The following is a 20,710-nucleotide window of genomic DNA, read 5'->3' as shown; positions in this document are numbered from 1 at the left end:
AGGAAGCGCGGCCCGCCGGAGCTGAAACCGGGCGGCCGACCACCTTCGTCACAATCCTGTTGCCCGTGGGGGGCGCCTTCCTAGACTGAACGCACATGTGCAGCGCCACACCCCGTCAAAGGAGCCCTGAATGTCGAACGGATGGTCTTTCGAAACCCGCCAGATCCACGCTGGACAGGAGCCGGACGGCACCACCGGTGCCCGTGCACTGCCGATCTACCAGACGACGTCGTTCGTCTTTCCGAGTGCGGAAAGCGCCGCCAACCGCTTCGCGCTCGCAGAACTCGCGCCGATCTACACCCGGATCGGCAACCCCACGCAGGACGCCGTGGAGCAGCGGATCGCCAGCCTGGAGGGCGGCCTCGGGGCCCTGCTGCTGAGTTCGGGGCAGGCGGCGGAAACCTTTGCCATCCTGAACATCGCCGAGGCCGGGGACCACGTGGTGGCCAGCCCGAGCCTCTACGGCGGCACCTATAACCTGCTGGCGCACACACTGAAGAAGTTCGGCATCTCAGTGACGTTTGTGGCGGACCCGGACAACCTTGACCAGTGGCGCGATGCCGTGCAGCCGAACACCAAGCTCTTCTTCGCCGAGGTGGTATCGAACCCGCGCCAGGACGTGCTGGACATTGAAGGGGTGTCGCAGGCGGCGCACGAGGCCGGTGTGCCGCTGATCGTGGACAACACCCTGTCCACGCCTTACCTCATCCGTCCGCTGGAGTGGGGCGCGGACATCGTGGTGCACTCCGCCACCAAGTACCTGGGCGGCCACGGCTCGGCCATCGCCGGCGTGATCGTGGACTCCGGCAATTTCGACTTCGGCAAGGACCCTGACCGGTACCCCGGCTTCAACACCCCGGACCCGACCTATAACGGCCTGGTCTACGCCCGGGATCTTGGCGCGGACGGGGCCCTGGGCGCCAACCTGTCCTACATCCTGAAGGCACGCGTCCAACTGCTCCGCGACCTGGGCTCGGCAGTGTCCCCGTTCAACGCCTTCCTGATTGCCCAGGGAGTGGAGACGCTGAGCCTCAGGGTGGAACGGCACGTGGCAAACGCCGTCGAAGTAGCGCGCTGGCTTGAGGCAAGGGACGACGTCGAATCGGTCGCCTACGCGGGCCTGCCGTCCAGCCCCTGGTATGAGCGGGGGCTCAAGTACGGGCCCAAGGGCACCGGCGCGGTAGTGGGCTTCAATCTTGCCGGCGGCGCGGAAGCAGGCAAACGCTTCGTGGACGCCCTGGAGCTCCACTCCCACGTGGCCAACATCGGCGACGTCCGGTCGCTGGTCATCCACCCTGCTTCCACCACGCACAGCCAGCTCTCCGCCGAGCAGCAGGCCGTCGCCGGCGTGACGCCGGGGCTGGTCCGGCTTTCCGTGGGCATCGAGCACATCGATGACATCATCGCCGACCTCGAAGCCGGCTTCAGGGCAGCCAAGAGCGCAGGTCAGGCCGCCGGTTCGGGGCAGGACACTCCTGCCGGCTAGCCGGAGGCGGCCCCGCCAGTCAATTCCGTGAAGTCATAACCGGTCACACGCTTAGCCATACGCCGGGGCTGTTTCGTACACTCAAAGCAGGTCATGAGTGCCAGCAACAGCCCCGGCTTGCTGGCCGGCAACCCTCTTCCGTGGTGGGGTGCCCCGGGTGAAGACCTGGCCAGCCGGTCAATTGACGGCGGGCAAGCGCGTAGAAGAGGTCTAGTCCATGACAATCACCATCTCCCGAACGGCGGCTCCCGGAAACGGCGTGGTCCGCTACACCAGCATCGGCGGCCTGGAACTCGAAGCCGGCGGCTACCTGCCTGACGTCACCCTGGGGTACGAAACGTGGGGCACCCTGAACGCGGACGGCTCCAACGCCATCCTGATCGAACACGCCCTGACCGGCAGCACACACGTGACCCGCGGCGACAGCGACGAGCCCGGCTGGTGGGAAGAGCTGGCCGGCCCCGGCGCGCCGGTGGACACGGACCGCTTCTTCGTGGTGTCCATCAACATTGTGGGCGGGTGCTACGGGTCCACCGGGCCGTCGTCGGAAGCTCCGGACGGAAAGCCGTGGGGGTCCCGGTTCCCGCTGGTAACCCTGCGGGACACCACGGTGGCCGAGGCCAGGTTGGCCGACCAGTTGGGCATCCACAGCTGGTTTGCGGTGCTGGGCGGCTCAATGGGCGGGGCACGCGCCCTGGAGTGGGCCGTCACCTTTCCGGAGCGGGTGCAGCGCTGCGCCGTCATCTCCGTGGGGGCCGCGAGCACGGCGGAACAAATCGCCTTCGCACAGGCGCAGACCCTGGCCATCCGGCAGGACGCCAACTTCAACGACGGCGACTATTATGGCGGTCCGCTGCCCGAGGACGGCCTCGCGCTGGCCAGGCGCATAGCCCACATCACTTACCGCTCCGCAGCGGAATTCGACGGCCGATTCGGACGCTCGGCGCAGCTGCCCGAATCACCTTTTAAAGCTGCGGCGTTGGGGGAGCGCGGCCGCTACCAGGTGGAAAGCTACCTCGACCACCAGGGCCGGAAGCTGGTGGGCAGGTTCGACGCGAACAGTTACATCGCCATCACCGATGCCTTGATGAGCCACGACGTCACGCGCGGGCGGGGCTCCCTTGACGAGGCCCTAAGCCGTGCCACGGCCAGGTTCTTTGTGGCCGCAGTGGACAGCGACCGCCTCTACTTCCCGTCCCAGTCCCGCGAGCTCGCGGATGCTCTGCCTGGTGACGTCGACGTCCACGTCATTGAAGCCCCGATCGGCCATGACGGATTCCTGACCGAGATCGGCCAGCTCGGCGCCCAGCTGCGGAGTACCTTCCTGGTCTAGCCGGGTCCGGCGCACCCTCCTGGCGTGGCCGGGGCCTGCTGGTTGGGCCAGATCCGCTAGGTTGGCAGGTTCTGCTTGATTTGGCAGGGGATGCCCGCCGCGTCTGTGCGCTCAGCCGTTCATGATGTCGGCGCGGCGCTTCATGTAATCCTCCATGGCCAGCTCACCGTTGCTGTACTGCTGGTCCAGTTCGGCGAGCTTCCGCGCGCGGTAGCCCTGCGGGGCCGACGGCGGCGGGGGAGTCGCCGGGGCAGCTTGAGCATTCGCTGCTTCCGGCCGCTGCCCTGGCTGGCTGAACTGCCCTGGCTGACCGTACTGCTGCGGCTCGCTGAACTGCCCTGGCAGGCTGAACTGCCCTGGCTGACCGTATTGCTGGGGTTCGCCGTACTGCTGGGGCTGACCGTACGGAGGGAACTGCTGGCCCGGGAACTGCTGGTTTGCCGGTGGGATCGGCTGCATGGGCGGCAGCGGCTCGGCCGGCGGGAGGGGCTGCGGGCTCATGATCTCGCGGTACCCGCCGCTCATGTAATCCTGCTGCGTATAGCCGTCGCGGGGCTGCCGGCTCTGTGGCCCGGGATACTGGCCGGGCTGGCCCGGGTAGCTCCCGAAGAAGCCCTGTCCTTGGTTCCGTTTGTTGACGGATTTCCGGTACATCCGCATCGCCGCGGGGACAACGAACGCCAGGATGATGATCCAGAAAAACATGCTGTTCACGGTGTAATGCCTCTCCTATGTGGGACTCCAGCTTAAGCCCCGGGCCGGCCCCGGGGCCCGAAACCGCAAGGACCTCCGCGCTCCAGGAAGGCCCGGCTTTTGCCGCGCGCGTTTCCGCCGGTTTCGTGGCGGCATCGGTTTCGTGGCGGCCACCGGGTGAGCGCGAGGCTTCGGTCCAGCGGCGGGGCTCCTGGTGAGTGGCGCGTGACGGTCTAGTGGCGGGCTTCGGTGCTGCCCAGCGGACCTTCACCGGAACCCAGGGGCACGCCAGGGCCGAAGACGGGCCCCGGCGTCGGGCGTTTTGCGGTGATGCCGTCACCGGAGGAGCGGTTACGCAGCCGCCGGACCACCCACGGGACGAAGTGTTCGCGGGCCCAGATGAGGTCTCCGCTGCGTGCTTCGCGCCAGGTCCTTGGCGGCAGGGGCTTGGGCATGCGGGGTTCGAGAGTGTGGCTAACGTTGAGCGAGTCGAGCACCATGGCCGCGATGGTGTGGTGGCCCAGCGGCGAAAAGTGCAGGCGGTCCACGTCCCACATTTGCGGATCGTTGAGCTGCTTCAGCGACCACATGTCCGCAATGATCGCGTCGTGGCGGGCGGCAACCGTGCGCAGGTTCTCGTTGTAGATGGCCACCTTGCTGCGGATCCGGCCCAGGACCGAGGAACCCGTGTCCGGCCCGTTGAACAGCACCACCGTGGCGCCGCCCATCGACAGGATCTGGACCACTGAATCGAGTTTTTCGGCGAGGGCATCCGGGTCTCCGCCCGGCCTGATGAGGTCGTTGCCGCCGGCGGAGAGAGTGACCAGGTCCGGCTTGAGCGCCAGGCAGGCCGCGAGCTGCTGGTCCACGATCTGCTGCAGCAGTCGGCCTCGTACCGCCAGGTTGGCATACGCGAAATCATCCTGGCCGCGGCCCAGTTCCTCTGCTACCCGGTCCGCCCAGCCGCGGTATCCGCCGGGGCTTGACGGTTCGGGGTCGCCGATGCCCTCGGTAAAGGAGTCGCCCATGGCCACGTACCGGCTCCAGGGGTGGGTTTGTGTCGCCGTGGGATGGTTCTGCATGGCTCTTGCGTCAGTCACGGTCCTATCCTGCCCTCTCGGTCTCAAGCTACGCCACCGTAGGTAGTTACCGCTGGGTAACTGTAAGAATGGAAACCATGACTGACGCCCAAGTATTTCCCGCCCCTGTTGTTATGTGGTCCCGGCCCGAGGACCAGCGCTCCGGACGGCCGCTGCTGGTGCTCCTCCACGGCTACGGCGCCAACGAACAGGACCTGTTGAGCCTGGCGGACATGCTGCCCGACGAATTCGTTGTGGCCTCGCTCCGGGCGCCGCTGCCCACCGGGCCGGGTTTTATGTGGTTCCCGCTGACGGACACCATCGACTACTCCCTGGACGCCGTCAAGCAGGCGGCCGGCTACGTGCAGGACTGGATCGACTCAGTCAAAGCCAACCACCCGTCCGTGACGCTGCTCGGCTTCTCCATGGGAATGGCCATGGCCACGACGCTGCTCCGTTACCGGCCCGCAGACTATGCCGCCGTCGTCGGGCTTTCCGGCTTTGTTGTCAATGCCGGCGGCGATCCCGCGTTCCGGGACAGCGAACTCGACGGAACCGTCCCGCTGTTCTGGGGCCGCGACCAGCAGGACCCGGTGATCACCCCTGACAAGATCGACTACACCATGGGCTGGGTGCGCGGGCACGTGAAGCTCACCAAGGTGCTGTACACGGGCATGTGGCACGGCATCAACCAGCAGGAAATCGGCCATGTGTCCGAGTTCCTGACCCACGAGGTGCTGAACCGGTAGCCGGCAATCCGGCGAACGGCCGACGACGGCAGAAGGCTAAGTGCCGTGGGCGCGTGCTGCGGCGCCGGATTGATGCGCCGGGGCCCGCTGCGGTGGTGAGTTACGCTTCCGGCGCGACGACCCTGACGGTCTGCCCGTTCACGGTGACGGTGTCGCCGTTGTGCAGCTGCCGGCCCCGCCGTTCGTCGATCTCGCCGTTGACTTTGACGAGCCCGTTCTTGATGAGCTCGGCGGCTTCCACGCCGTCTTCCACCAGGCTGGCGAGCTTCAGGAGCTGACCCAGGCGGATCATGCTGTCACGGATGGGGATCTCTTCAATGTCCTGGTTGCTCATACAGCAATAATGCCTGACGTAAGGTGAATTCAATGACGCACACCCCACGGCTGCCGCTGATCGCAGGCCTTCCACTGGCGGTCGGCGCGGGGCTGGCCATTCCGGTCCAGGGCCGTATCAACGGCGCCCTCGGCGTCCGCCTCGATGACGGCATCGCCGCGGCGGTGGTCAGCTTCAGTACCGGTCTGATCCTGATCACGGCCGTCGCGCTGCTGCTGCCCAAGGGCCGGGCGGGCCTGGCCCGGATTCTCCCGTCCCTCCGGGAACGCAGGTTTCCCCGCTATTACGTCCTCGCCGGTGGCGTGGGTGCGTTCTTTGTCTTTGCCCAGTCCACTACCGTGGGACTGCTCGGCGTGGCGCTGTTCACTGTGGCCACGGTCACCGGGCAGACGCTCAGCGGCCTCCTCGTGGACCGGCTCGGGATCGGTCCCGGCGGGAAACGCGGCCTCACGGGAGTGCGCATCATCGGCAGTGTGCTCACCGTGCTTGCCGTGGCCTGGGCCGTCTCCCCGCGGTTTGGCAACGCGGCCGACGTCGGGTTGCTCCTGCTGCCCCTGATGCTCCCCTTGGCAGCCGGATTCCTGATGAGCTTCCAGCAGGCCATGAACGGGACCGCGACCCTCCACTACGGCACGCCCATCGCGGCGACGCTGGTCAACTTCGTCGCCGGCGGCATTCTGCTCTGGCTGGTGTGGGGCATCAAAGTTGCCGTTGCCGGTGCCGGCAACCCGCTGCCAGGGGAGTGGTGGTACTACCTCGGCGGACCCATGGGCTGTCTCTTCATTGGCCTGGCCGCCGTGCTGGTCCGCGGCCTGGGCGTCCTGGTGACGGGCCTGGGCATGATCGCCGGCCAGCTGGTGGGTTCGCTGATCCTTGACGTTGTGGTCCCCGCGCCGGGCTCCGTGGTGGCGCTGCCCACCATCCTGGGGACTGTCCTGACGCTGGCCGCGATCATGGTGGCCACCCTGCCGTGGCCCCGCGGCGCATTCCGGCGGTAGCGGTCAGGCGGTCAGGCACGCCGTCGTGCGGCAGCGGCCGGTAGGCTAGGACACGCAGTCCTCTGCACGTTATTTTTTCGTCTGTTGCTTTCCCCTCGTATCCCTCGTCCGCCCCGCCCGCATCCAGCGGGACTGCATTACGTGCAGCCGGGCCAGATAACGCGGACCGCACCCAGCGGCCCTGTAGAAATTGGAGTTCCACCATGGCACCAAAGTCCGTTCTCGACCAGGTCATTTCCCTCTCCAAGCGGAGGGGGTTCGTGTTCCAGGCCGGTGAAATCTACGGTGGTTCGCGTTCAGCATGGGACTACGGGCCCCTCGGTGCCGAGTTGAAGGAAAACATCAAGCGCCAGTGGTGGCAGTCCATGGTCCGCGGCCGCGAGGACGTGGTGGGCCTGGACTCCTCCGTCATCCTGCCCCGCCAGGTATGGGAAGCCTCCGGCCACGTTGAGGTCTTCTCCGACCCGCTGGTGGAATGCCTCTCCTGCCACAAGCGCTACCGCGCCGACCACCTCGAGGAAGAATACGAGGAAAAGAAGGGCCGTCCCGCAGAGAACGGCCTGAAGGACATCGCCTGCGCCAACTGCGGCACCCGCGGCGAATGGACCGAACCGCAGGAATTCTCCGGTCTCCTGAAGACCTACCTCGGCCCCGTGGCAAGCGAGGAGGGGCTGCACTACCTGCGTCCCGAAACGGCCCAGGGAATCTTTGTGAACTTCAGCAACGTGCTCACCACCTCGCGGAAGAAGCCGCCGTTCGGCATCGGTCAGATCGGCAAGTCCTTCCGGAACGAGATCACCCCGGGCAACTTCATCTTCCGCACCCGTGAGTTCGAGCAGATGGAGATGGAATTCTTCGTTGAGCCCGGGACCGACGAAGAGTGGCACCAGTACTGGATGAAGGAGCGCATGTCCTGGTACACCGGACTGGGCATCCGCGAGGAGAACCTGCGCTTCTTCGAACACCCGCTGGAGAAGCTCAGCCACTACTCCAAGGGCACCACCGACATCGAATACCGCTTCGGATTCCAGGGCTCGGAATGGGGCGAGCTGGAAGGCATCGCCAACCGCACGGACTTTGACCTCTCCACGCACTCCAAGGCCTCCGGCCAGGACCTGAGCTACTTCAACCAGGCCACCAACGAGCGTTACACCCCGTACGTCATCGAGCCCGCCGCCGGCCTGACCCGGTCCTTCATGGCCTTCCTCGTGGACGCATACACGGAAGACGAGGCACCCAACGCCAAGGGCGGCGTCGACGTCCGCACCGTGCTGAAGCTCGACCCGCGCCTGGCGCCGGTAAAGGCCGCAGTACTGCCGCTGAGCCGCAACGAGGACCTGTCACCTAAGGCCAAGGACCTGGGCGCACAGCTGCGCAAGAACTGGAACATCGACTTTGACGACGCCGGCGCGATCGGCCGCCGCTACCGCCGCCAGGACGAGATCGGCACGCCGTTCTGCATCACCGTGGACTTCGACACCCTCGAAGACCAAGCCGTGACCATCCGTGAGCGGGACACCATGAGCCAGGAACGCGTTTCCCTGGACAAGGTGGAAGGCTACCTGGCCGCCCGCCTGATCGGCGCCTGAGCATGGCCATCGAATACCGCGAGTGGCGCGAGGGCGACGACCTGGCGCTGCTCGAAATCTGGGGCGGCCCGGAAACCGAACAGGCGAGGCAGTTCCGCGGCGCCCTCACCGTTTCCTCAGCCGGGACGGACGGCACCCCGTGGCGCCGCTGCATCGTGGCCGAGGACGTCATTGACGGCGTCGGCATCCCGGTGGGGGCCGCAGTGGTCTATGAGGCGTCCCTGCACCCGGACCGGCTGTGGGCCTACATCGAAGTGGCACGCGACCACCGGCGCGCCGGCATCGGTGCCACGCTCCTGACCATGCTGCGCCGCGAAGTTGAACAGGCGCCGTCGGGAGTCTTCAAGCTGCGCGGCAAGGTTCAGCCCGACACCCCCGGGGCCGCGTTCGCCGAAGAGTTCGGGCTCCGGCCCATCCAGCGCTCGCGGCTGGTGGTGGTGGAGCCCGGCGGGCTGAAGCTGCCGGTCTTCCCCGCAAAGAACGACGCCGGCGGCCCCCCCAACGACGAAGACGCCGGCTCCGACGTCGTAATGGATCTCGCGACCGGTTCGGTGGAACTGACCGACGTTGTGGGACGCTACTACACGTCCATCCACGGCTGGGATTCGCCGGGCGTACTGTCGGTGGGGCAGGTGCAGAAGCTGTTCCTGGACGACCTCACCGGCGCGCACGGCGCGATTGTGCTGCGTGCCGAGCCGGAGTCCGCTTTCGGCGCCGGCGTTGCCCCGAGCAGGAAGGGCCGGATCCGGGCCTTTGCCGTGAGCTACGCTGAGCCTGCCCCTGACCCGGCCGCGGGCACGCCTGCACCGGGAAACCAGGCCACGGATGTCTTTGTGGGACATGAACCCGCGTTGGCTGCCGACGACGCAGCGGCCGCGGTCCGTGATCTGCTCGCTCTCCTGGCCTACCAGCACCCCGTCATGCTGGAACTGGACGATTCGATGACGGCGCTGCGCGCCGCCGTCGAGCCCTTGCTGGAAAGCGGCAAGGCACACCAGCAAGGGGCCGACACACTCGTCGTCTCGGACTGACCGGTCCCTGCAGAACACAGGTAGCGCCAGGTGTCGTTTGACAGTTCAAAACGACACCTGGCGCTACCCGGTTAACGGGTCGCCCGGAGCCTGGACCCAGGCTGCGGAGCCAGCATGCCGACCGGCCGTGGCCGGGTCAGGGCGCCTTGGGCCGGCGGGGCGGAAGCGGCAGGAATCCCGACGTCGACTCCAGGTACTCCTGGTACCCGGGCCGGCCGGACATGGCCTTCTCGGCGAGGGGCTTGCCGGTTTTGGCCGTGAGGGTCCAGACCATCAGGGCAGGTGACAGGATGGTCAGGATGCCCGGCCAGGAGTCCGCCGCGATAAGGAACAGTCCGGTCCAGACGGCAGCATCGCCGAAATAGTTGGGGTGCCGCGTATACCGCCACAGCCCGGTGTTGAGCACGGTGCCTCGGCGCTTCGGGTCCTTCTTGAATGCTGCCAACTGCCAGTCGCCCACGGTCTCGAACACGAACCCCGTCACCCACACAAGGATGCCCAGTACGGCCACCCAGCCGAAGGCGCCGGTGGCGAACATTCCCACCTGCAGCGTCAGGGAGACAAAAAACATCACCAGCCCTTGCGGCAGGTAGACACGCCGGAGCGCGTAGGTGTTCCGGGACCCTGGAGCCGTTTGCAGCATCTCGGTGTAGCGCCGGTCTTCGTGCCCGTCCCGCGCCCGCCACCCGATATGGATTCCCAGCCGCAGGCCCCAGACCGCCGTCAGCAGGACAAGCAGCAGGCGCCGGGCATCGTCACCGTGGCCGGCTGAAAGAAGCCAGGAAACCACAGCCACCGCAACGAACCCCGGCCCCCAGGCGACGTCCATCACCGAGTGCCTGCGTTGCCGGACGGCCACGGCAAAGGTCACCGCCAGGACCACAAGCACCGCCAACGCCGTCCACGGCAGCGAAGCGGCAAATTCCGGCCAGGGAAACGCGCTCACAGGTTCACCTGCGTGGCGGACTCCGGCAGGATGCGGTCCAGCGTGCCGGCGTCCGGGTAGGTGAAGCCGGTGCGCTCGGCGAAGGACTTCATGACGAAACCCGTGGCGAGCGTGTGCCAGAGCCGGACGCGGCGGATCATGAAGTGCCCGGCACCGCTGAGCGAAACGTACTGCATGGACGCGGCCGTGCTGGCAGCCCCGCGGGCGAACTTCAGGGACTGGGCCGGGCTGGTCATCCGGTCTCCCGTGCCGTGGACGATGAGGATTTTGCGCCCGGCAACCCGCTGGGCGGGCGTTTCCGGACTGAGCCACGGGGCCAGGGCAACCACGGCTTCCACTTGCGGGTCGTCGGCCGCGCAGACGGCGGTGAGGCCGCCCATGGAGTGGCCCACCAGGTACACGGGAACGCCCGGGTGCTGTGCGCTGATCTGCTGAAGGGCCCAGCGGGCGTCGCGGAGCGCAGACATGTCCGGTCCGTTCCAGCCCCGAACGCTGTTCTGCAGGGACCAGACAGCCAGCCCGTAGTCCTTCCCGGCGCGGTGCAGGTGGCGGGCGAACGGCAGCATCCGCAGCGGGCTCAGATGCCGGGCTTCCACCGGCTCGTAGCTGTGGGCCTTGCCGCCGTGGAGCAGCAGTGCAACGCCCCTCGTGGGCCCGGCAGCTTCCAGGACGGCAAGGGACGGCTGCCGCGTGGTTCGTGGTGCTCCTGCAGGGGGAGTGCGGCTGCCCTCGGTGCTGCGGTCCGTCATGCCTGGGTCCTTCCCGCTTCCTGCCATTTATCAACCCTAAGGTGCCGGACGTAGAGTTCAAGGCATGAGGTTTAGTTGCTGATGGGTTCCGGTCACTCCCACGCTTCAACAGGTCATTCGGAGCCAACTGCAGAAGCGATTGCCGCCCGCCGGAAGGCGAACCGCATCCTTGCCGCCATCCTGGTGCCGCTGACTCTCCTGACCGTGGCGGGCATGGCCATGCTGTGGCCGTCCGGGTCCAAGGAAGGGATTACGCTCGCGAGCCCGTACTCAGCAGCGCCGGGCGTCACCTTCGATACCGGCAAGATCCAGAGCGTGGTGGAAGAGAACTGTATGCAGGGTTCCGCTGCAGCGGGTCCGGCGTCCGATTCCACCGGCCAAGCCGCCCAGCCAGGGTCCGACTGTATGTTCGCCTTCACCCAACCGGACCAGGGCGGCAGCCCGGTCAAGGTGGTGGTCAACCCGGAGGTGGCAAAATCCCACGGGGTGAAGCCCGGGGACCAGATCAGGTACCTCAACCTTTCCAATGCACCGGGCGCGGCGGCGTCGCAAGGTTCCCCGGCGTACATTTTTGTCGACTTCGTCCGGACGCTGCCCATCGTCATGCTGGCGCTCCTGTACGCGTTGGTGGTCATCACGGTGGCACGCTGGCGCGGGCTGCGGGCACTCCTTGGACTGGTGGGTGCGTACTTCGTCCTGGCCGGGTTTATGCTGCCCGGGCTGGTGGAGGGGAAACCGCCGCTGCTGCTGGCCCTGGTGGGGTCAACGGTGATCATGATCGGGGTCCTGTACTTTGCCCACGGCTTTTCCGCCCGGACCTCGACGGCACTGCTGGGGACCATGTTCGGACTGGGCATCACCGCGCTGCTGGCGTCCTGGGCCACCGACGCCGCCAACCTCGCCGGCGTGGGCAGCCATGACGCCACCACCCTGATCAATACCTCGGCCAACATCTCCATCTCCGGCGTGATCCTGTGCGGACTGATCATCTCGGGGCTGGGTGTCCTGAACGACGTCACCATCACCCAGTCATCCGCCGTCTGGGAGCTGTACGAGCTGGCGCCCGGCACCAGCGCCCGGAAACTTTTCACGTCGGCCATGCGGATCGGCCGCGACCACATCGCTTCCACGGTCTACACCATCGCGTTCGCCTACGCGGGCGCCGCCCTGCCCATCCTCATCATCGTGATGCTGTACAACCGGCCGCTGGGGGACACGCTGACCAGCGCAGAGCTTTCCGAGGAGGTCATCCGCACCCTCGTTGGATCCATCGGCCTGGTGCTCGCTATCCCGGTGACCACCCTGATCGCCGTGCTTGTGGTCAAGGCCACGGGCATCCGGCCGGACATCCAGCCGGACGGCGGATCCGGCGATGCGGTGGAACGGCGGGTGCCGGCAATCAACCCGGACGACGTCGGCGATACCGGTGCGCTTGCAGCGGCAGCTGAGGCTGGCCGGTCACGGCGGGCAACGCTGGCAGTTGAAGAGGCAGCGGCCTCCGGGAACCCAGGGCAGGGTGCGGCGCCGGAAACCCGGCGGGGCCGCCGCGCGGACCGCGGCTGACCAGGCTGAGCGCACCGCGGCTGACCCGGCTGAACGGACCGACCGGGCTGACCCGGCTGAGCGGACCGACCCGGAGTGGCCCGGCCGACCGCGCGTGGCCCGGACTGGCCGGCCTGACCCGGCAGCCAGGCGATTTCCGCCGATTTGTCCGGCTTTGCGACAATGGACGGGTGACTGTTACCGCAACGCCTCCCGCCCCCAAGCTGGAACTCCCGCCCCTGAAGCTGGGCAACATCACGGTGGACACCCCCGTGATCCTGGCTCCCATGGCGGGCATCACCAACTCCGCCTTCCGCCGACTGTGCCGTGAATACGGCGGCGGCCTCTACGTGGCGGAGATGGTCACCTCGCGAGCCCTCGTGGAGCGCACCCCCGAATCCCTGCGGATCATCTCGCACGACGACGACGAAAAAGTCCGCTCCGTCCAGCTGTACGGCGTGGATCCGGTGACCGTCGGCCAGGCGGTGCGCATGCTGGTGGAGGAGGACCGCGCAGACCACATCGACCTGAACTTCGGCTGCCCCGTTCCCAAGGTCACCCGGCGTGGCGGCGGGTCCGCCCTGCCCTGGAAGATCGACCTCTTTACCTCCATCGTCCAGACCGCGGTCAAAGAGGCGTCCAAGGGCGGAATCCCACTGACCATCAAGATGCGCAAAGGCATCGACGAAGACCACCTCACCTACCTCGACGCGGGTCGCATTGCCCGCGATTCCGGTGTTGCCGCCGTCGCACTCCACGGCCGCACAGCGGCGCAGTTCTACTCCGGCCAGGCCGACTGGTCCGCGATCGCCCGGCTCCGCGAAGCCCTGCCGGACATCCCGGTCCTGGGCAACGGGGACATCTGGTCCGCGGAGGACGCCGTCCGCATGGTCCACGAAACCGGGGTGGACGGTGTGGTGGTGGGCCGTGGCTGCCAGGGCCGGCCGTGGCTGTTCGGTGACTTGATGGCGGCCTTCGAAGGCAGCGACGTCCGGCACAAGCCGGATCTGCGGAAGGTGGCTGAGAGCGTCTACCGGCATGCGGAACTGATGGTCGAAACCTTCGGCGATGAGGGCAAGGCCCTGCGTGAGATCCGCAAGCACATCGCCTGGTACTTCAAGGGCTACGTAGTGGGCGGCGAACTGCGGACCAGGCTGGCCCTGGTCACCAGCCTGGAGGTCTTGCGCGAAACCCTGGACCAGCTGGACCTGGACTCGCCCTACCCCGGAGTGGACGCCGAAGGCCCGCGGGGCCGTGCCGGTTCGCCGAAGAAGCCGGCGCTGCCCAAGGACTGGCTGGAATCCCGCGCCCTGAATGATGCCCAATCCAAAGACATCTCCGCCGCGGAGCTGGACGTTTCCGGTGGCTGAGACCCGGACCACGGCACCGGAGCTGCCCGGCTACCAGACGCAGGACACTGTGCGCTGGGTGGAGGAGCCGCCCAAGAGCACCTACCGGTCAGACTTTGAGCGGGACCGTGCCCGGGTGCTGCATTCCTCGGCGCTGCGCAGGCTTGGCGCAAAAACCCAGGTGGTGGCTCCGGACACCGATGACTTCGTCCGGACCCGGCTGACCCACAGCCTTGAAGTGGCGCAGGTGGGCCGGGAACTGGGCCGGGCCCTGGGCTGTGATCCGGACGTGGTGGACACCGCGTGCCTGAGCCACGACCTGGGGCACCCGCCCTTCGGACACAACGGCGAGTCCGCCCTCAACGAGGTGGCACACGCCATCGGCGGATTTGAAGGCAACGCCCAGACCCTCCGGCTGCTCACCCGCCTCGAACCCAAGGTGCTCACGGCAGACGGCCAGCCCGCCGGACTGAACCTCACCCGCGCCAGCCTCGATGCGGCGTCGAAATATCCCTGGTCCGCACTGGAAGCGCCGGTGATCCATGGCCAGCGGACCAGCAAGTTCGGCGCGTACGAGGACGACCTCCCCATCTTTAACTGGATCCGGGAAGGGGCCCCGGAGCGCCGGTCCTGCCTCGAGGCGCAGGTCATGGACCTTGCCGATGACATCTCCTACTCGGTGCACGACGTCGAGGACGCGATTGTGGCCGGGCACTTCCAGCTCCGCTGGATGGACAACCCGGACCACCGCGCCCGCGTGGTGGGCTACGCCAAGCAGTGGTACCTGCCCCACAACGACCCCGCCGCCATTGACGCCGCCCTGGCCCGACTCGAGGCCACCGACGTGTGGGTCCGCGAGGCCGACGGCAGCCGCAAATCCATGGCCGCCCTGAAAAACATGACCAGCCAGCTGATCGGCCGGTTCTGCCAGAGCGCGCTGGAAACCACCCGCGCCCTCTACGGCCCGGAAAACCTCACCCGGTACAACGCCGAGCTGATGGTCCCCGACGAGACGGTGATGGAAATCGCCGTGATGAAGGGCCTGGCCACCACATTTGTGATGACTACCGAGCACCGCCAGCCCATCTACGAGCGCCAGCGCGAAGTCCTGCACGCCCTGGTCACCGCCCTGAACGCCACGGGTGACCGCCACCTGGAGCCGATGTTTGCCGCGGACTGGCGGGACGCGGCCGACGACGGCGCCCGGCTCAGGGTGGTCATCGACCAGGTGGCGTCGCTGACCGACGGGTCCGCGCTGGCCATGTACGAACGGCTCGTGGGGAGCCTGCCGTCACTGTGGTGACCAGAACATACAGGCAGTCCTAGGCAATTACACAGGAACCGCGAGGAGGATGGAAGTAACGGCAGATCCAGGAAGCCGATGGTGTAGACGGGAGTAGGTCATGAGCACCCGGAACAGGGGAAAGCAACTGGCCGGCGGGATTACGGCTGCCGTGGCCGTGGGAAGCCTCGCAACGGCGGGTGTCGCCGCCGCAGCGATCTACTCCTCCACTCCTTCGGTCCTGTCAAAGACCGGTTCCACGACGTCCACAGCGCCCGGCGGGACGTCTGCGCCGGACGGGACCTCCTCCACAGGCCCCCGCTCCTCTTCCGGCAGCTCCTCCGGCACGCAGGACAACAGTGGCCGCCGCCCCCGGGGCTTCACCGGAACCAGCCCGGTCCAGCCCGGCAACGGCAACGTCACCCATGGACGGTCGTCGGGATCCTGACATGGAGGCGCAATCCAGGTGGCCGGTGTGGGGCCTTGATGCTTGCCTGACCGTCACCCACCAGTGGATGCTGGCGGAAGCAGAAGAGGTGGTGCGCGCCGTGGTGGCGGGCGTGGACCTGGCCTGCAGCCGCTTCCGCAGCGATTCCGAGTTGATGAGGCTAGGGCCTGTCATGGCCGACGGCGTCACGGTCAGTGCAACGTTCCGGCACCTGATGGAACGGGCCCTGTTTGCCGCGCGCCTGACAGCGGGCGACGTTGACCCGACCCTCGGCGCCGACCTGGACGCCCTCGGGTACCGCCAGGGGATCGCCAGCGTGCCCGTGCCGATCCACCACCCCGGCGTTCCCGCGGTGCCGCCTGCGCACCTCACCGAAAACCGACCGGCTGCACCGCGCGTTCCCGGCTGGACGCGGATCCGCCTCGACGGCAGCACCTTGACCGTTCCAGCGGACCTGCGCCTGGACCTGGGAGCGACCGCCAAGGCCGTGGCAGCGGACCTTGCCGCTGCACAGGTGCACGCCAGGCTGGGCTGCGGAGTACTGGTCAGCCTGGGCGGCGACCTGGCGACGGCCGGCTCGGGACCTTTCGTCGCGGGCCAACCGGGTGCCTGGCAGGTCCTCGTTCAGGACCTTCCCGCGGATCCTGGCGAGCGCATCGCCCTCGAGCCCGGGTTTGCGCTCGCGACGTCCAGCACGCAGAAGAGGCGCTGGAAGCACGCCGGCACCGACGTCCATCACATCCTTGACCCCCGCTTTGGCCTTCCCGCGGATCCCGTGTGGCGGTCCGTGACGGTGGCGGCGCGCACCTGCCTGGAGGCCAACGCGTACAGCACGGCAGCCATTGTCCGAGGTTCGGCGGCCCTTGACTGGTTCCGGTCCGCGGGCATCCCGGGCCGCTTCGTGGACCAGCGGGGACGGACCATGTCAACCGGCGGCTGGCCGGACGAACGCCGCCGTGTTCAGGCGGGTGCTTCCCGTGGATGAGGCCATGTGGGCGTTCGGCCGGGCCAGCGGATTCATTGCGCTGGCGCTGTTCACCGCGTCATTGCTGCTGGGTATCCTCAACCGGTCAGGGAGGCCTGTGCTGGTGCTGCCGCGGTTCTCCATCAGCCTCCTCCACCGGAACATCGCCCTCCTGGCCGCGGTATTCCTGGTCCTGCACGTTGGCTCGCTACTGCTGGACTCCTACGCCAAGCTGCGCCCGGTGGACGTCGTGGTTCCGTTCCTGGGCTCGTTCCGGCCGTTCTGGCAGGGACTCGGGACGGTGGCATTGGACCTTGTGGCCGCGGTCATTGTGACCGCCCTGCTCCGGCACCGGATGGGCCAGCGTGTCTTCAAGGCAGTCCACTGGCTGAGCTACGGTGTCTGGCCGGTGGCGATGGCGCACGCCATCGGAAACGGAACGGACGTTGGAAGCACGTTGTTCTTCCTCCTGGCGGCAGCCTCAGCCATCGCCGTCGCAGCAGCCCTGGTGTGGCGCCTGTCCGCAGCGTTCCTGGAAACCTCCAGGGCCCGTGAGGGGAACCTCCCGTGAACGCATTGCCGGAAACGCTGGCGCAGCAGGACCCGCCCGCAGGGCCGCAAGCGTCCCGTCTGATGGCCGCCGGGCCGGATCCGTCGCTGGCCCGGCATCTGGAGACGTTCGGGCCCTTGGACCCCGGTGCCATCACCGGCACCTTACTGCGGGAACTGGAGGCTTCAGGGCTCACAGGCCGCGGCGGCGCAGCCTTCGAAACCTGGCGGAAAGCCCTGACCGCGGCCCAGTCCCGCCGGAGGGGATGGTTCCCGGCCGGGCCGGTGGTGATCGCCAACGGCGCCGAAGGCGAACCTCTCAGCTTCAAGGACCGGACGCTGCTGGCCTACGCGCCCCACCTGGTCCTTGACGGCCTGCTTGCCTTGAACGGCGCTTTATCCGGCACGCAGATGTACCTTTATGTCCCGGCCGCCGCCATTTCCGGGCTCCGCCGGGCGCTCGCGGAGCATCCGGGTGCCCGGCGGATAGAGATCGTGGAAGCTCCGGAAACTTTCATCTCCGGGGAAGCCAGTGCCGTCGTCAACATGATTGCCACCGGCTCCGCGTTGCCAGTGGACCAGCGCCGCCGGCTTAGTGAGTCCGGACTCAACGTCCATCCCACCCTGGTCATTAATGTCGAAACCCTGGCACAGGTGGCCCTGATCGGCAGGCACGGCGCCGGGTGGTTCCGGCAAGCGGGTACACCCTCCGACCCGGGCACCCGGCTCCTGTCCGTCTCCGGCCCGCCTCCGGTGCACGAAGTTGTCCTGGAAGTGCCAGGCGGGGCCAACCTCCACGATGTCCTCGCCTCGGCCGGCATGGAACCGGCTTCCTTGTCCGCCGTGCTCGTGGGGGGTTATCACGGCCGCTGGGTCCGGCCCGGCCCGTATCAGCTATCGCCCGCCGGTCCGCCGGGACGGACGGTCAGGCCCGGCGCCGGAGTGGTCCACGGCCTGGGCACGGACACCTGCGGGTTGCAGGTCACGGCTCGAATCCTCTCCTACCTGGCCGGTGAGTCCGCCAGGCAGTGCGGGCCCTGCATGTTCGGGCTGCCGGCGATGGCATCCGTCCTCAACCGGATTGCCGGCGGCGAGCGGAACCCCACGCTTCCCGGCGAGTTGGACCGGCTAGCCCGGCTGGTCTCCGGCCGCGGTGCGTGCCGGCACCCTGACGGCACGGTGGGGATGGTGGCCAGCGCGCTGGACGTTTTCGGCGACGATGTCCGGTCACACCTGGGCGGTCGTTGCCTGGCTACCGGAGGCTTGCCGGAATGAGCGCCTACCTGCACATTGACTGGACCAGGTGCGACGGCCGCGGACTGTGCACCGAACTGCTCGCCGGCGTGCTGGACCGGGACGACTGGGGCTACCCGGTGGCACGCGGCAGGGCAGGCCGCGACCGCACGGACGTTCCCCTTGCAGACGCTGAGGTCGGGGCGGCCCGCGACGCCGTCGCCCTCTGTCCCGTACTGGCCCTCACCCTGCTGCAGGGCACCCGGCGGGAGGGCCCTTCCGGACCCCTGCAGGGTGGACGCCGGTAGTCCCGCCACGGCCAGCATTTTGGTGCGGGGACTAGGATAGCTCTGTGGCTGGCCTGATCAAACGTGAAGATATTGACGAAGTACGCCAGCGCACGGACATCAAGGAAGTGGTTGACGGCTACGTCACGCTCAAGGGTGCCGGCCTGGGAACCTACAAGGGATTGTGCCCCTTCCATGACGAGCGCTCGCCGTCGTTCACCGTCCGCCCGCAGGTGGGCAGGTACCACTGCTTCGGCTGCGGCGAAGATGGCGACGTCATCTCGTTTGTGCAGAAACAGGACCACACGTCCTTCCACGAAGCCGTGGAAAAGCTCGCGGCCCGCATTGGCTACGAACTGCGCTACGAGGACGGCGGAACCGGCCCTAGCCGCGAGGAAGTCGGGAAGCGCCAGCGGCTCCTGGATGCCCACAAGATCGCCGATGAGTTCTTCCGTGCCCAGCTCCTGACGCCCGGCGCCGCAGAGGGCCGGAACTTCCTGTTCGAGCGTGGCTTCGACCGGGCCGCCTCGGAACAGTTCGGCGTCGGCTACGCACCACAGGGCTGGGACGCGCTCCTGAAGCACCTCCGCGGCCGCGGCTTCACGGATGCTGAGCTCAGGCTCACGGGCATGTTTTCGGAGGGCAACCGGGGGATCTACGACCGGTTCCGGGGCCGCCTGATCTGGCCCATCCGCGACATCTCCGGGGACACCATCGGCTTCGGCGCCCGGAAGCTCTACGAGGATGACCAGGGCCCCAAATACCTCAACACCCCGGAGACCACGCTCTACAAGAAGTCGCAGGTGCTCTACGGGATCGACCTCGCCAAGAAGCACGTCGCCAAGGACCGCCAGCTGGTGGTGGTGGAGGGCTACACGGACGTGATGGCCTGCCACCTCGCAGGAATCCCGACGGCGGTGGCCACCTGCGGCACCGCGTTCGGCACCGAACACATCAAGATCGCCCGCCGACTGCTGTCCGACGACGGCACCGGGGGAGAGGTCATCTTCACCTTCGACGGCGACGCCGCCGGACAGAAAGCCGCGCTGCGCGCCTTCGAGGAGGACCAGCGGTTCGTGGCGCAGAACTATGTGGCCGTTGACCCCACCGGCGCGGACCCCTGTGACCTGCGGCAGACCAAGGGCGACGCCGCCGTCAGGGACCTGATCAACAGCCGGCGCCCGCTCTTTGAATTCGCCATCAAAGCCACACTGAAGCGCCACAACCTGGACACGGTGGAAGGCCGCGTGGCGGCCCTCCGCGAAGCCGCCCCCGTAGTGGCCCGGATCCGTGACGCTGCCATCAGGCCCGGCTACGCGCGCCAGCTGGCCGGCTGGCTCGGCATGGCGGTCGAAGAGGTCAGCCGGGCCGTCGCCGTGGCCATGAAACGTGAAGCCGGCGGCGCACCTGCGTCAGCGGGGACGCCTTCCGGTGCTTCCGCTCCGGTGCGCGGCACCCAACCCGGCGGGCCCGGCGTTGCTGCCGGACCGGCGTCGGGCGCTGTTCCTTCCTACCACCGCCCGGATCCGCGCGATCCGGTGGCGTCCATGGAGCGGCAGGCGCTGGAGGTGGCCCTCCAGGAGCCCGCGCTGCTGGGCGGGGGCATCTGGGAACGCTTCTCGGCCGCACGGTTCGTGACGCCCGCCTTCCAGGCTGTCCACGATGCCATGCGCGCCTCGGGACCCGGGTTGATCGGCGAGCCGCTGCGCTGGGTGGAGCAGGTCATGCACGAAGTCCCCGAACCCCTGCGTCCGCTGGTATCCGAACTCGCCGTGGTGCCGCTGCCGGCCAGCACCGCCGAAGCCGTCCAGAAGTACTGCCGGGACATCCTGGCCCGGCTGTTCGAACTGCAGATCACACGGGTCAAGGCGGACAAGATGGGACAGCTGCAGCGGCTGGACGCTACGGCGAACCCCGAGGACTTCCAGCGGCTCAACCGCGAGCTGATGATGCTGGAGATGGAGCGCCGGGCACTGCGTTCGGACGCCTAGCCTATGGCAGTGACGGGCAGCCATACGTGCCGTTTTCACCGCCGATTTCGCTTCCAGCCGGAGTCTTTGCTAGGCTAA

The 20,710-nt window shown here is 67.6% G+C and carries 20 protein-coding genes and 1 riboswitch; of the genes, 15 read left to right on the top strand and 5 right to left on the bottom strand.

What is annotated here, in order from left to right:
* Positions 1–130: 130 nt before the first annotated feature.
* Together NQJ30_RS09530 and metX are read left to right on the top strand one after the other, a co-directional pair.
* Complete coding sequence (locus NQJ30_RS09530; RefSeq protein WP_255769670.1) at positions 131–1,486, top strand: bifunctional o-acetylhomoserine/o-acetylserine sulfhydrylase; 1,356 nt, start codon at positions 131–133, stop codon at positions 1,484–1,486.
* An 89-nt stretch (positions 1,487–1,575) separates the two neighbouring features.
* Positions 1,576–1,690, top strand: a riboswitch (SAM riboswitch).
* A 13-nt stretch (positions 1,691–1,703) separates the two neighbouring features.
* Entirely contained in the window at positions 1,704–2,819 is a 1,116-nt protein-coding gene (gene metX, locus NQJ30_RS09525; protein ID WP_255769668.1) for a homoserine O-acetyltransferase MetX, read from the top strand.
* A gap of 111 nt (positions 2,820–2,930) precedes the next feature.
* Here metX and NQJ30_RS09520 read toward each other — a convergent pair whose 3' ends face one another.
* Positions 2,931–3,524, bottom strand: coding sequence for a hypothetical protein (locus NQJ30_RS09520; protein ID WP_255769706.1), 594 nt, complete (start codon positions 3,522–3,524; stop codon positions 2,931–2,933).
* Between the two features lie 221 nt (positions 3,525–3,745).
* Positions 3,746–4,594, bottom strand: coding sequence for an SGNH/GDSL hydrolase family protein (locus NQJ30_RS09515; RefSeq protein ID WP_255769705.1), 849 nt, complete (start codon positions 4,592–4,594; stop codon positions 3,746–3,748).
* 95 nt (positions 4,595–4,689) lie between these two features.
* On the opposite strand from NQJ30_RS09515, the gene NQJ30_RS09510 reads away from it, so the two are divergent.
* Entirely contained in the window at positions 4,690–5,340 is a 651-nt protein-coding gene (locus NQJ30_RS09510) for an alpha/beta hydrolase (protein WP_255769666.1), read from the top strand.
* 100 nt (positions 5,341–5,440) lie between these two features.
* Here the strand turns inward: NQJ30_RS09510 and NQJ30_RS09505 are convergent, their stop codons facing one another.
* Positions 5,441–5,674, bottom strand: coding sequence for an RNA-binding S4 domain-containing protein (locus NQJ30_RS09505; RefSeq protein WP_255769665.1), 234 nt, complete (start codon positions 5,672–5,674; stop codon positions 5,441–5,443).
* 32 nt (positions 5,675–5,706) lie between these two features.
* On the opposite strand from NQJ30_RS09505, the gene NQJ30_RS09500 reads away from it, so the two are divergent.
* From NQJ30_RS09500 to NQJ30_RS09490, 3 genes are all read left to right on the top strand, one after another.
* Positions 5,707–6,672 (top strand): DMT family transporter, encoded by a 966-nt coding sequence (locus NQJ30_RS09500; protein ID WP_255769664.1) that lies wholly within the window; start codon positions 5,707–5,709, stop codon positions 6,670–6,672.
* Between the two features lie 203 nt (positions 6,673–6,875).
* A complete protein-coding gene (locus NQJ30_RS09495) occupies positions 6,876–8,261 on the top strand; it encodes a glycine--tRNA ligase (protein WP_255769663.1) in 1,386 nt (461 codons plus the stop codon).
* Positions 8,262–8,263: 2 nt separating this feature from the next.
* Positions 8,264–9,292, top strand: coding sequence for a GNAT family N-acetyltransferase (locus NQJ30_RS09490; protein WP_255769662.1), 1,029 nt, complete (start codon positions 8,264–8,266; stop codon positions 9,290–9,292).
* Between the two features lie 136 nt (positions 9,293–9,428).
* Here the strand turns inward: NQJ30_RS09490 and NQJ30_RS09485 are convergent, their stop codons facing one another.
* Positions 9,429–10,238, bottom strand: coding sequence for a DUF1295 domain-containing protein (locus tag NQJ30_RS09485; RefSeq protein ID WP_255769661.1), 810 nt, complete (start codon positions 10,236–10,238; stop codon positions 9,429–9,431).
* The gene (locus NQJ30_RS09480; protein ID WP_255769660.1) at positions 10,235–10,987 is read right to left on the bottom strand and encodes an alpha/beta hydrolase; all 753 of its coding nucleotides are present in this window, start codon (positions 10,985–10,987) and stop codon (positions 10,235–10,237) included. The genes NQJ30_RS09485 and NQJ30_RS09480 overlap by 4 nt, the downstream gene beginning before the upstream one ends.
* 81 nt (positions 10,988–11,068) lie before the next feature.
* On the opposite strand from NQJ30_RS09480, the gene NQJ30_RS09475 reads away from it, so the two are divergent.
* The 9 genes from NQJ30_RS09475 (at position 11,069) to dnaG (ending at position 20,632) form a co-directional block, all read left to right on the top strand.
* Positions 11,069–12,550, top strand: a complete 1,482-nt coding sequence (locus tag NQJ30_RS09475; RefSeq protein WP_255769659.1) for a YibE/F family protein — start codon at positions 11,069–11,071, stop codon at positions 12,548–12,550.
* 170 nt (positions 12,551–12,720) lie between these two features.
* Positions 12,721–13,899 carry a tRNA dihydrouridine synthase DusB gene (gene dusB, locus NQJ30_RS09470; protein ID WP_255769658.1) on the top strand — a complete coding sequence of 393 codons (1,179 nt, stop codon included), beginning with the start codon at positions 12,721–12,723 and terminating at the stop codon, positions 13,897–13,899.
* Positions 13,892–15,181 carry a deoxyguanosinetriphosphate triphosphohydrolase gene (locus NQJ30_RS09465; protein ID WP_255769657.1) on the top strand — a complete coding sequence of 430 codons (1,290 nt, stop codon included), beginning with the start codon at positions 13,892–13,894 and terminating at the stop codon, positions 15,179–15,181. Before dusB ends, NQJ30_RS09465 begins: the two co-directional genes overlap by 8 nt.
* Positions 15,182–15,281: 100 nt before the next feature.
* Positions 15,282–15,608 carry a hypothetical protein gene (locus NQJ30_RS09460; RefSeq protein ID WP_255769656.1) on the top strand — a complete coding sequence of 109 codons (327 nt, stop codon included), beginning with the start codon at positions 15,282–15,284 and terminating at the stop codon, positions 15,606–15,608.
* 1 nt (position 15,609) lies between these two features.
* A complete protein-coding gene (locus tag NQJ30_RS09455) occupies positions 15,610–16,593 on the top strand; it encodes an FAD:protein FMN transferase (RefSeq protein WP_255769655.1) in 984 nt (327 codons plus the stop codon).
* Complete coding sequence (locus tag NQJ30_RS09450; RefSeq protein WP_255769654.1) at positions 16,586–17,143, top strand: ferric reductase-like transmembrane domain-containing protein; 558 nt, start codon at positions 16,586–16,588, stop codon at positions 17,141–17,143. The genes NQJ30_RS09455 and NQJ30_RS09450 overlap by 8 nt, the downstream gene beginning before the upstream one ends.
* Positions 17,140–18,396 carry an NADH-ubiquinone oxidoreductase-F iron-sulfur binding region domain-containing protein gene (locus NQJ30_RS09445; RefSeq protein ID WP_255769653.1) on the top strand — a complete coding sequence of 419 codons (1,257 nt, stop codon included), beginning with the start codon at positions 17,140–17,142 and terminating at the stop codon, positions 18,394–18,396. Before NQJ30_RS09450 ends, NQJ30_RS09445 begins: the two co-directional genes overlap by 4 nt.
* Positions 18,393–18,662 carry a ferredoxin gene (locus tag NQJ30_RS09440; protein WP_255769652.1) on the top strand — a complete coding sequence of 90 codons (270 nt, stop codon included), beginning with the start codon at positions 18,393–18,395 and terminating at the stop codon, positions 18,660–18,662. The genes NQJ30_RS09445 and NQJ30_RS09440 overlap by 4 nt, the downstream gene beginning before the upstream one ends.
* Before the next feature lie 44 nt (positions 18,663–18,706).
* Positions 18,707–20,632, top strand: coding sequence for a DNA primase (dnaG, locus tag NQJ30_RS09435; RefSeq protein ID WP_255769651.1), 1,926 nt, complete (start codon positions 18,707–18,709; stop codon positions 20,630–20,632).
* The last annotated feature ends 78 nt before the right edge of the window (positions 20,633–20,710 follow it).

The sequence above is a fragment of the Pseudarthrobacter sulfonivorans genome, assembly GCF_024391045.1.
GTDB classification, from domain to species: domain Bacteria; phylum Actinomycetota; class Actinomycetes; order Actinomycetales; family Micrococcaceae; genus Arthrobacter; species Arthrobacter sulfonivorans_B.
The sequence above is the reverse complement of the archived record's forward strand: the minus strand, read 5'-3'. Positions and strand labels throughout refer to the sequence as shown.

Coding starts and splice junctions, on each gene's coding strand:
- NQJ30_RS09530 (WP_255769670.1), top strand. CDS start 131: ATGTCGAACGGATGGTCTTTCGAAACCCGCCAGATCCACGCTGGACAG.
- metX (WP_255769668.1), top strand. CDS start 1,704: ATGACAATCACCATCTCCCGAACGGCGGCTCCCGGAAACGGCGTGGTC.
- NQJ30_RS09520 (WP_255769706.1), bottom strand. CDS start 3,524: ATGTTTTTCTGGATCATCATCCTGGCGTTCGTTGTCCCCGCGGCGATG.
- NQJ30_RS09515 (WP_255769705.1), bottom strand. CDS start 4,594: ATGCAGAACCATCCCACGGCGACACAAACCCACCCCTGGAGCCGGTAC.
- NQJ30_RS09510 (WP_255769666.1), top strand. CDS start 4,690: ATGACTGACGCCCAAGTATTTCCCGCCCCTGTTGTTATGTGGTCCCGG.
- NQJ30_RS09505 (WP_255769665.1), bottom strand. CDS start 5,674: ATGAGCAACCAGGACATTGAAGAGATCCCCATCCGTGACAGCATGATC.
- NQJ30_RS09500 (WP_255769664.1), top strand. CDS start 5,707: ATGACGCACACCCCACGGCTGCCGCTGATCGCAGGCCTTCCACTGGCG.
- NQJ30_RS09495 (WP_255769663.1), top strand. CDS start 6,876: ATGGCACCAAAGTCCGTTCTCGACCAGGTCATTTCCCTCTCCAAGCGG.
- NQJ30_RS09490 (WP_255769662.1), top strand. CDS start 8,264: ATGGCCATCGAATACCGCGAGTGGCGCGAGGGCGACGACCTGGCGCTG.
- NQJ30_RS09480 (WP_255769660.1), bottom strand. CDS start 10,987: ATGACGGACCGCAGCACCGAGGGCAGCCGCACTCCCCCTGCAGGAGCA.
- NQJ30_RS09475 (WP_255769659.1), top strand. CDS start 11,069: ATGGGTTCCGGTCACTCCCACGCTTCAACAGGTCATTCGGAGCCAACT.
- NQJ30_RS09460 (WP_255769656.1), top strand. CDS start 15,282: ATGAGCACCCGGAACAGGGGAAAGCAACTGGCCGGCGGGATTACGGCT.
- NQJ30_RS09455 (WP_255769655.1), top strand. CDS start 15,610: ATGGAGGCGCAATCCAGGTGGCCGGTGTGGGGCCTTGATGCTTGCCTG.
- NQJ30_RS09440 (WP_255769652.1), top strand. CDS start 18,393: ATGAGCGCCTACCTGCACATTGACTGGACCAGGTGCGACGGCCGCGGA.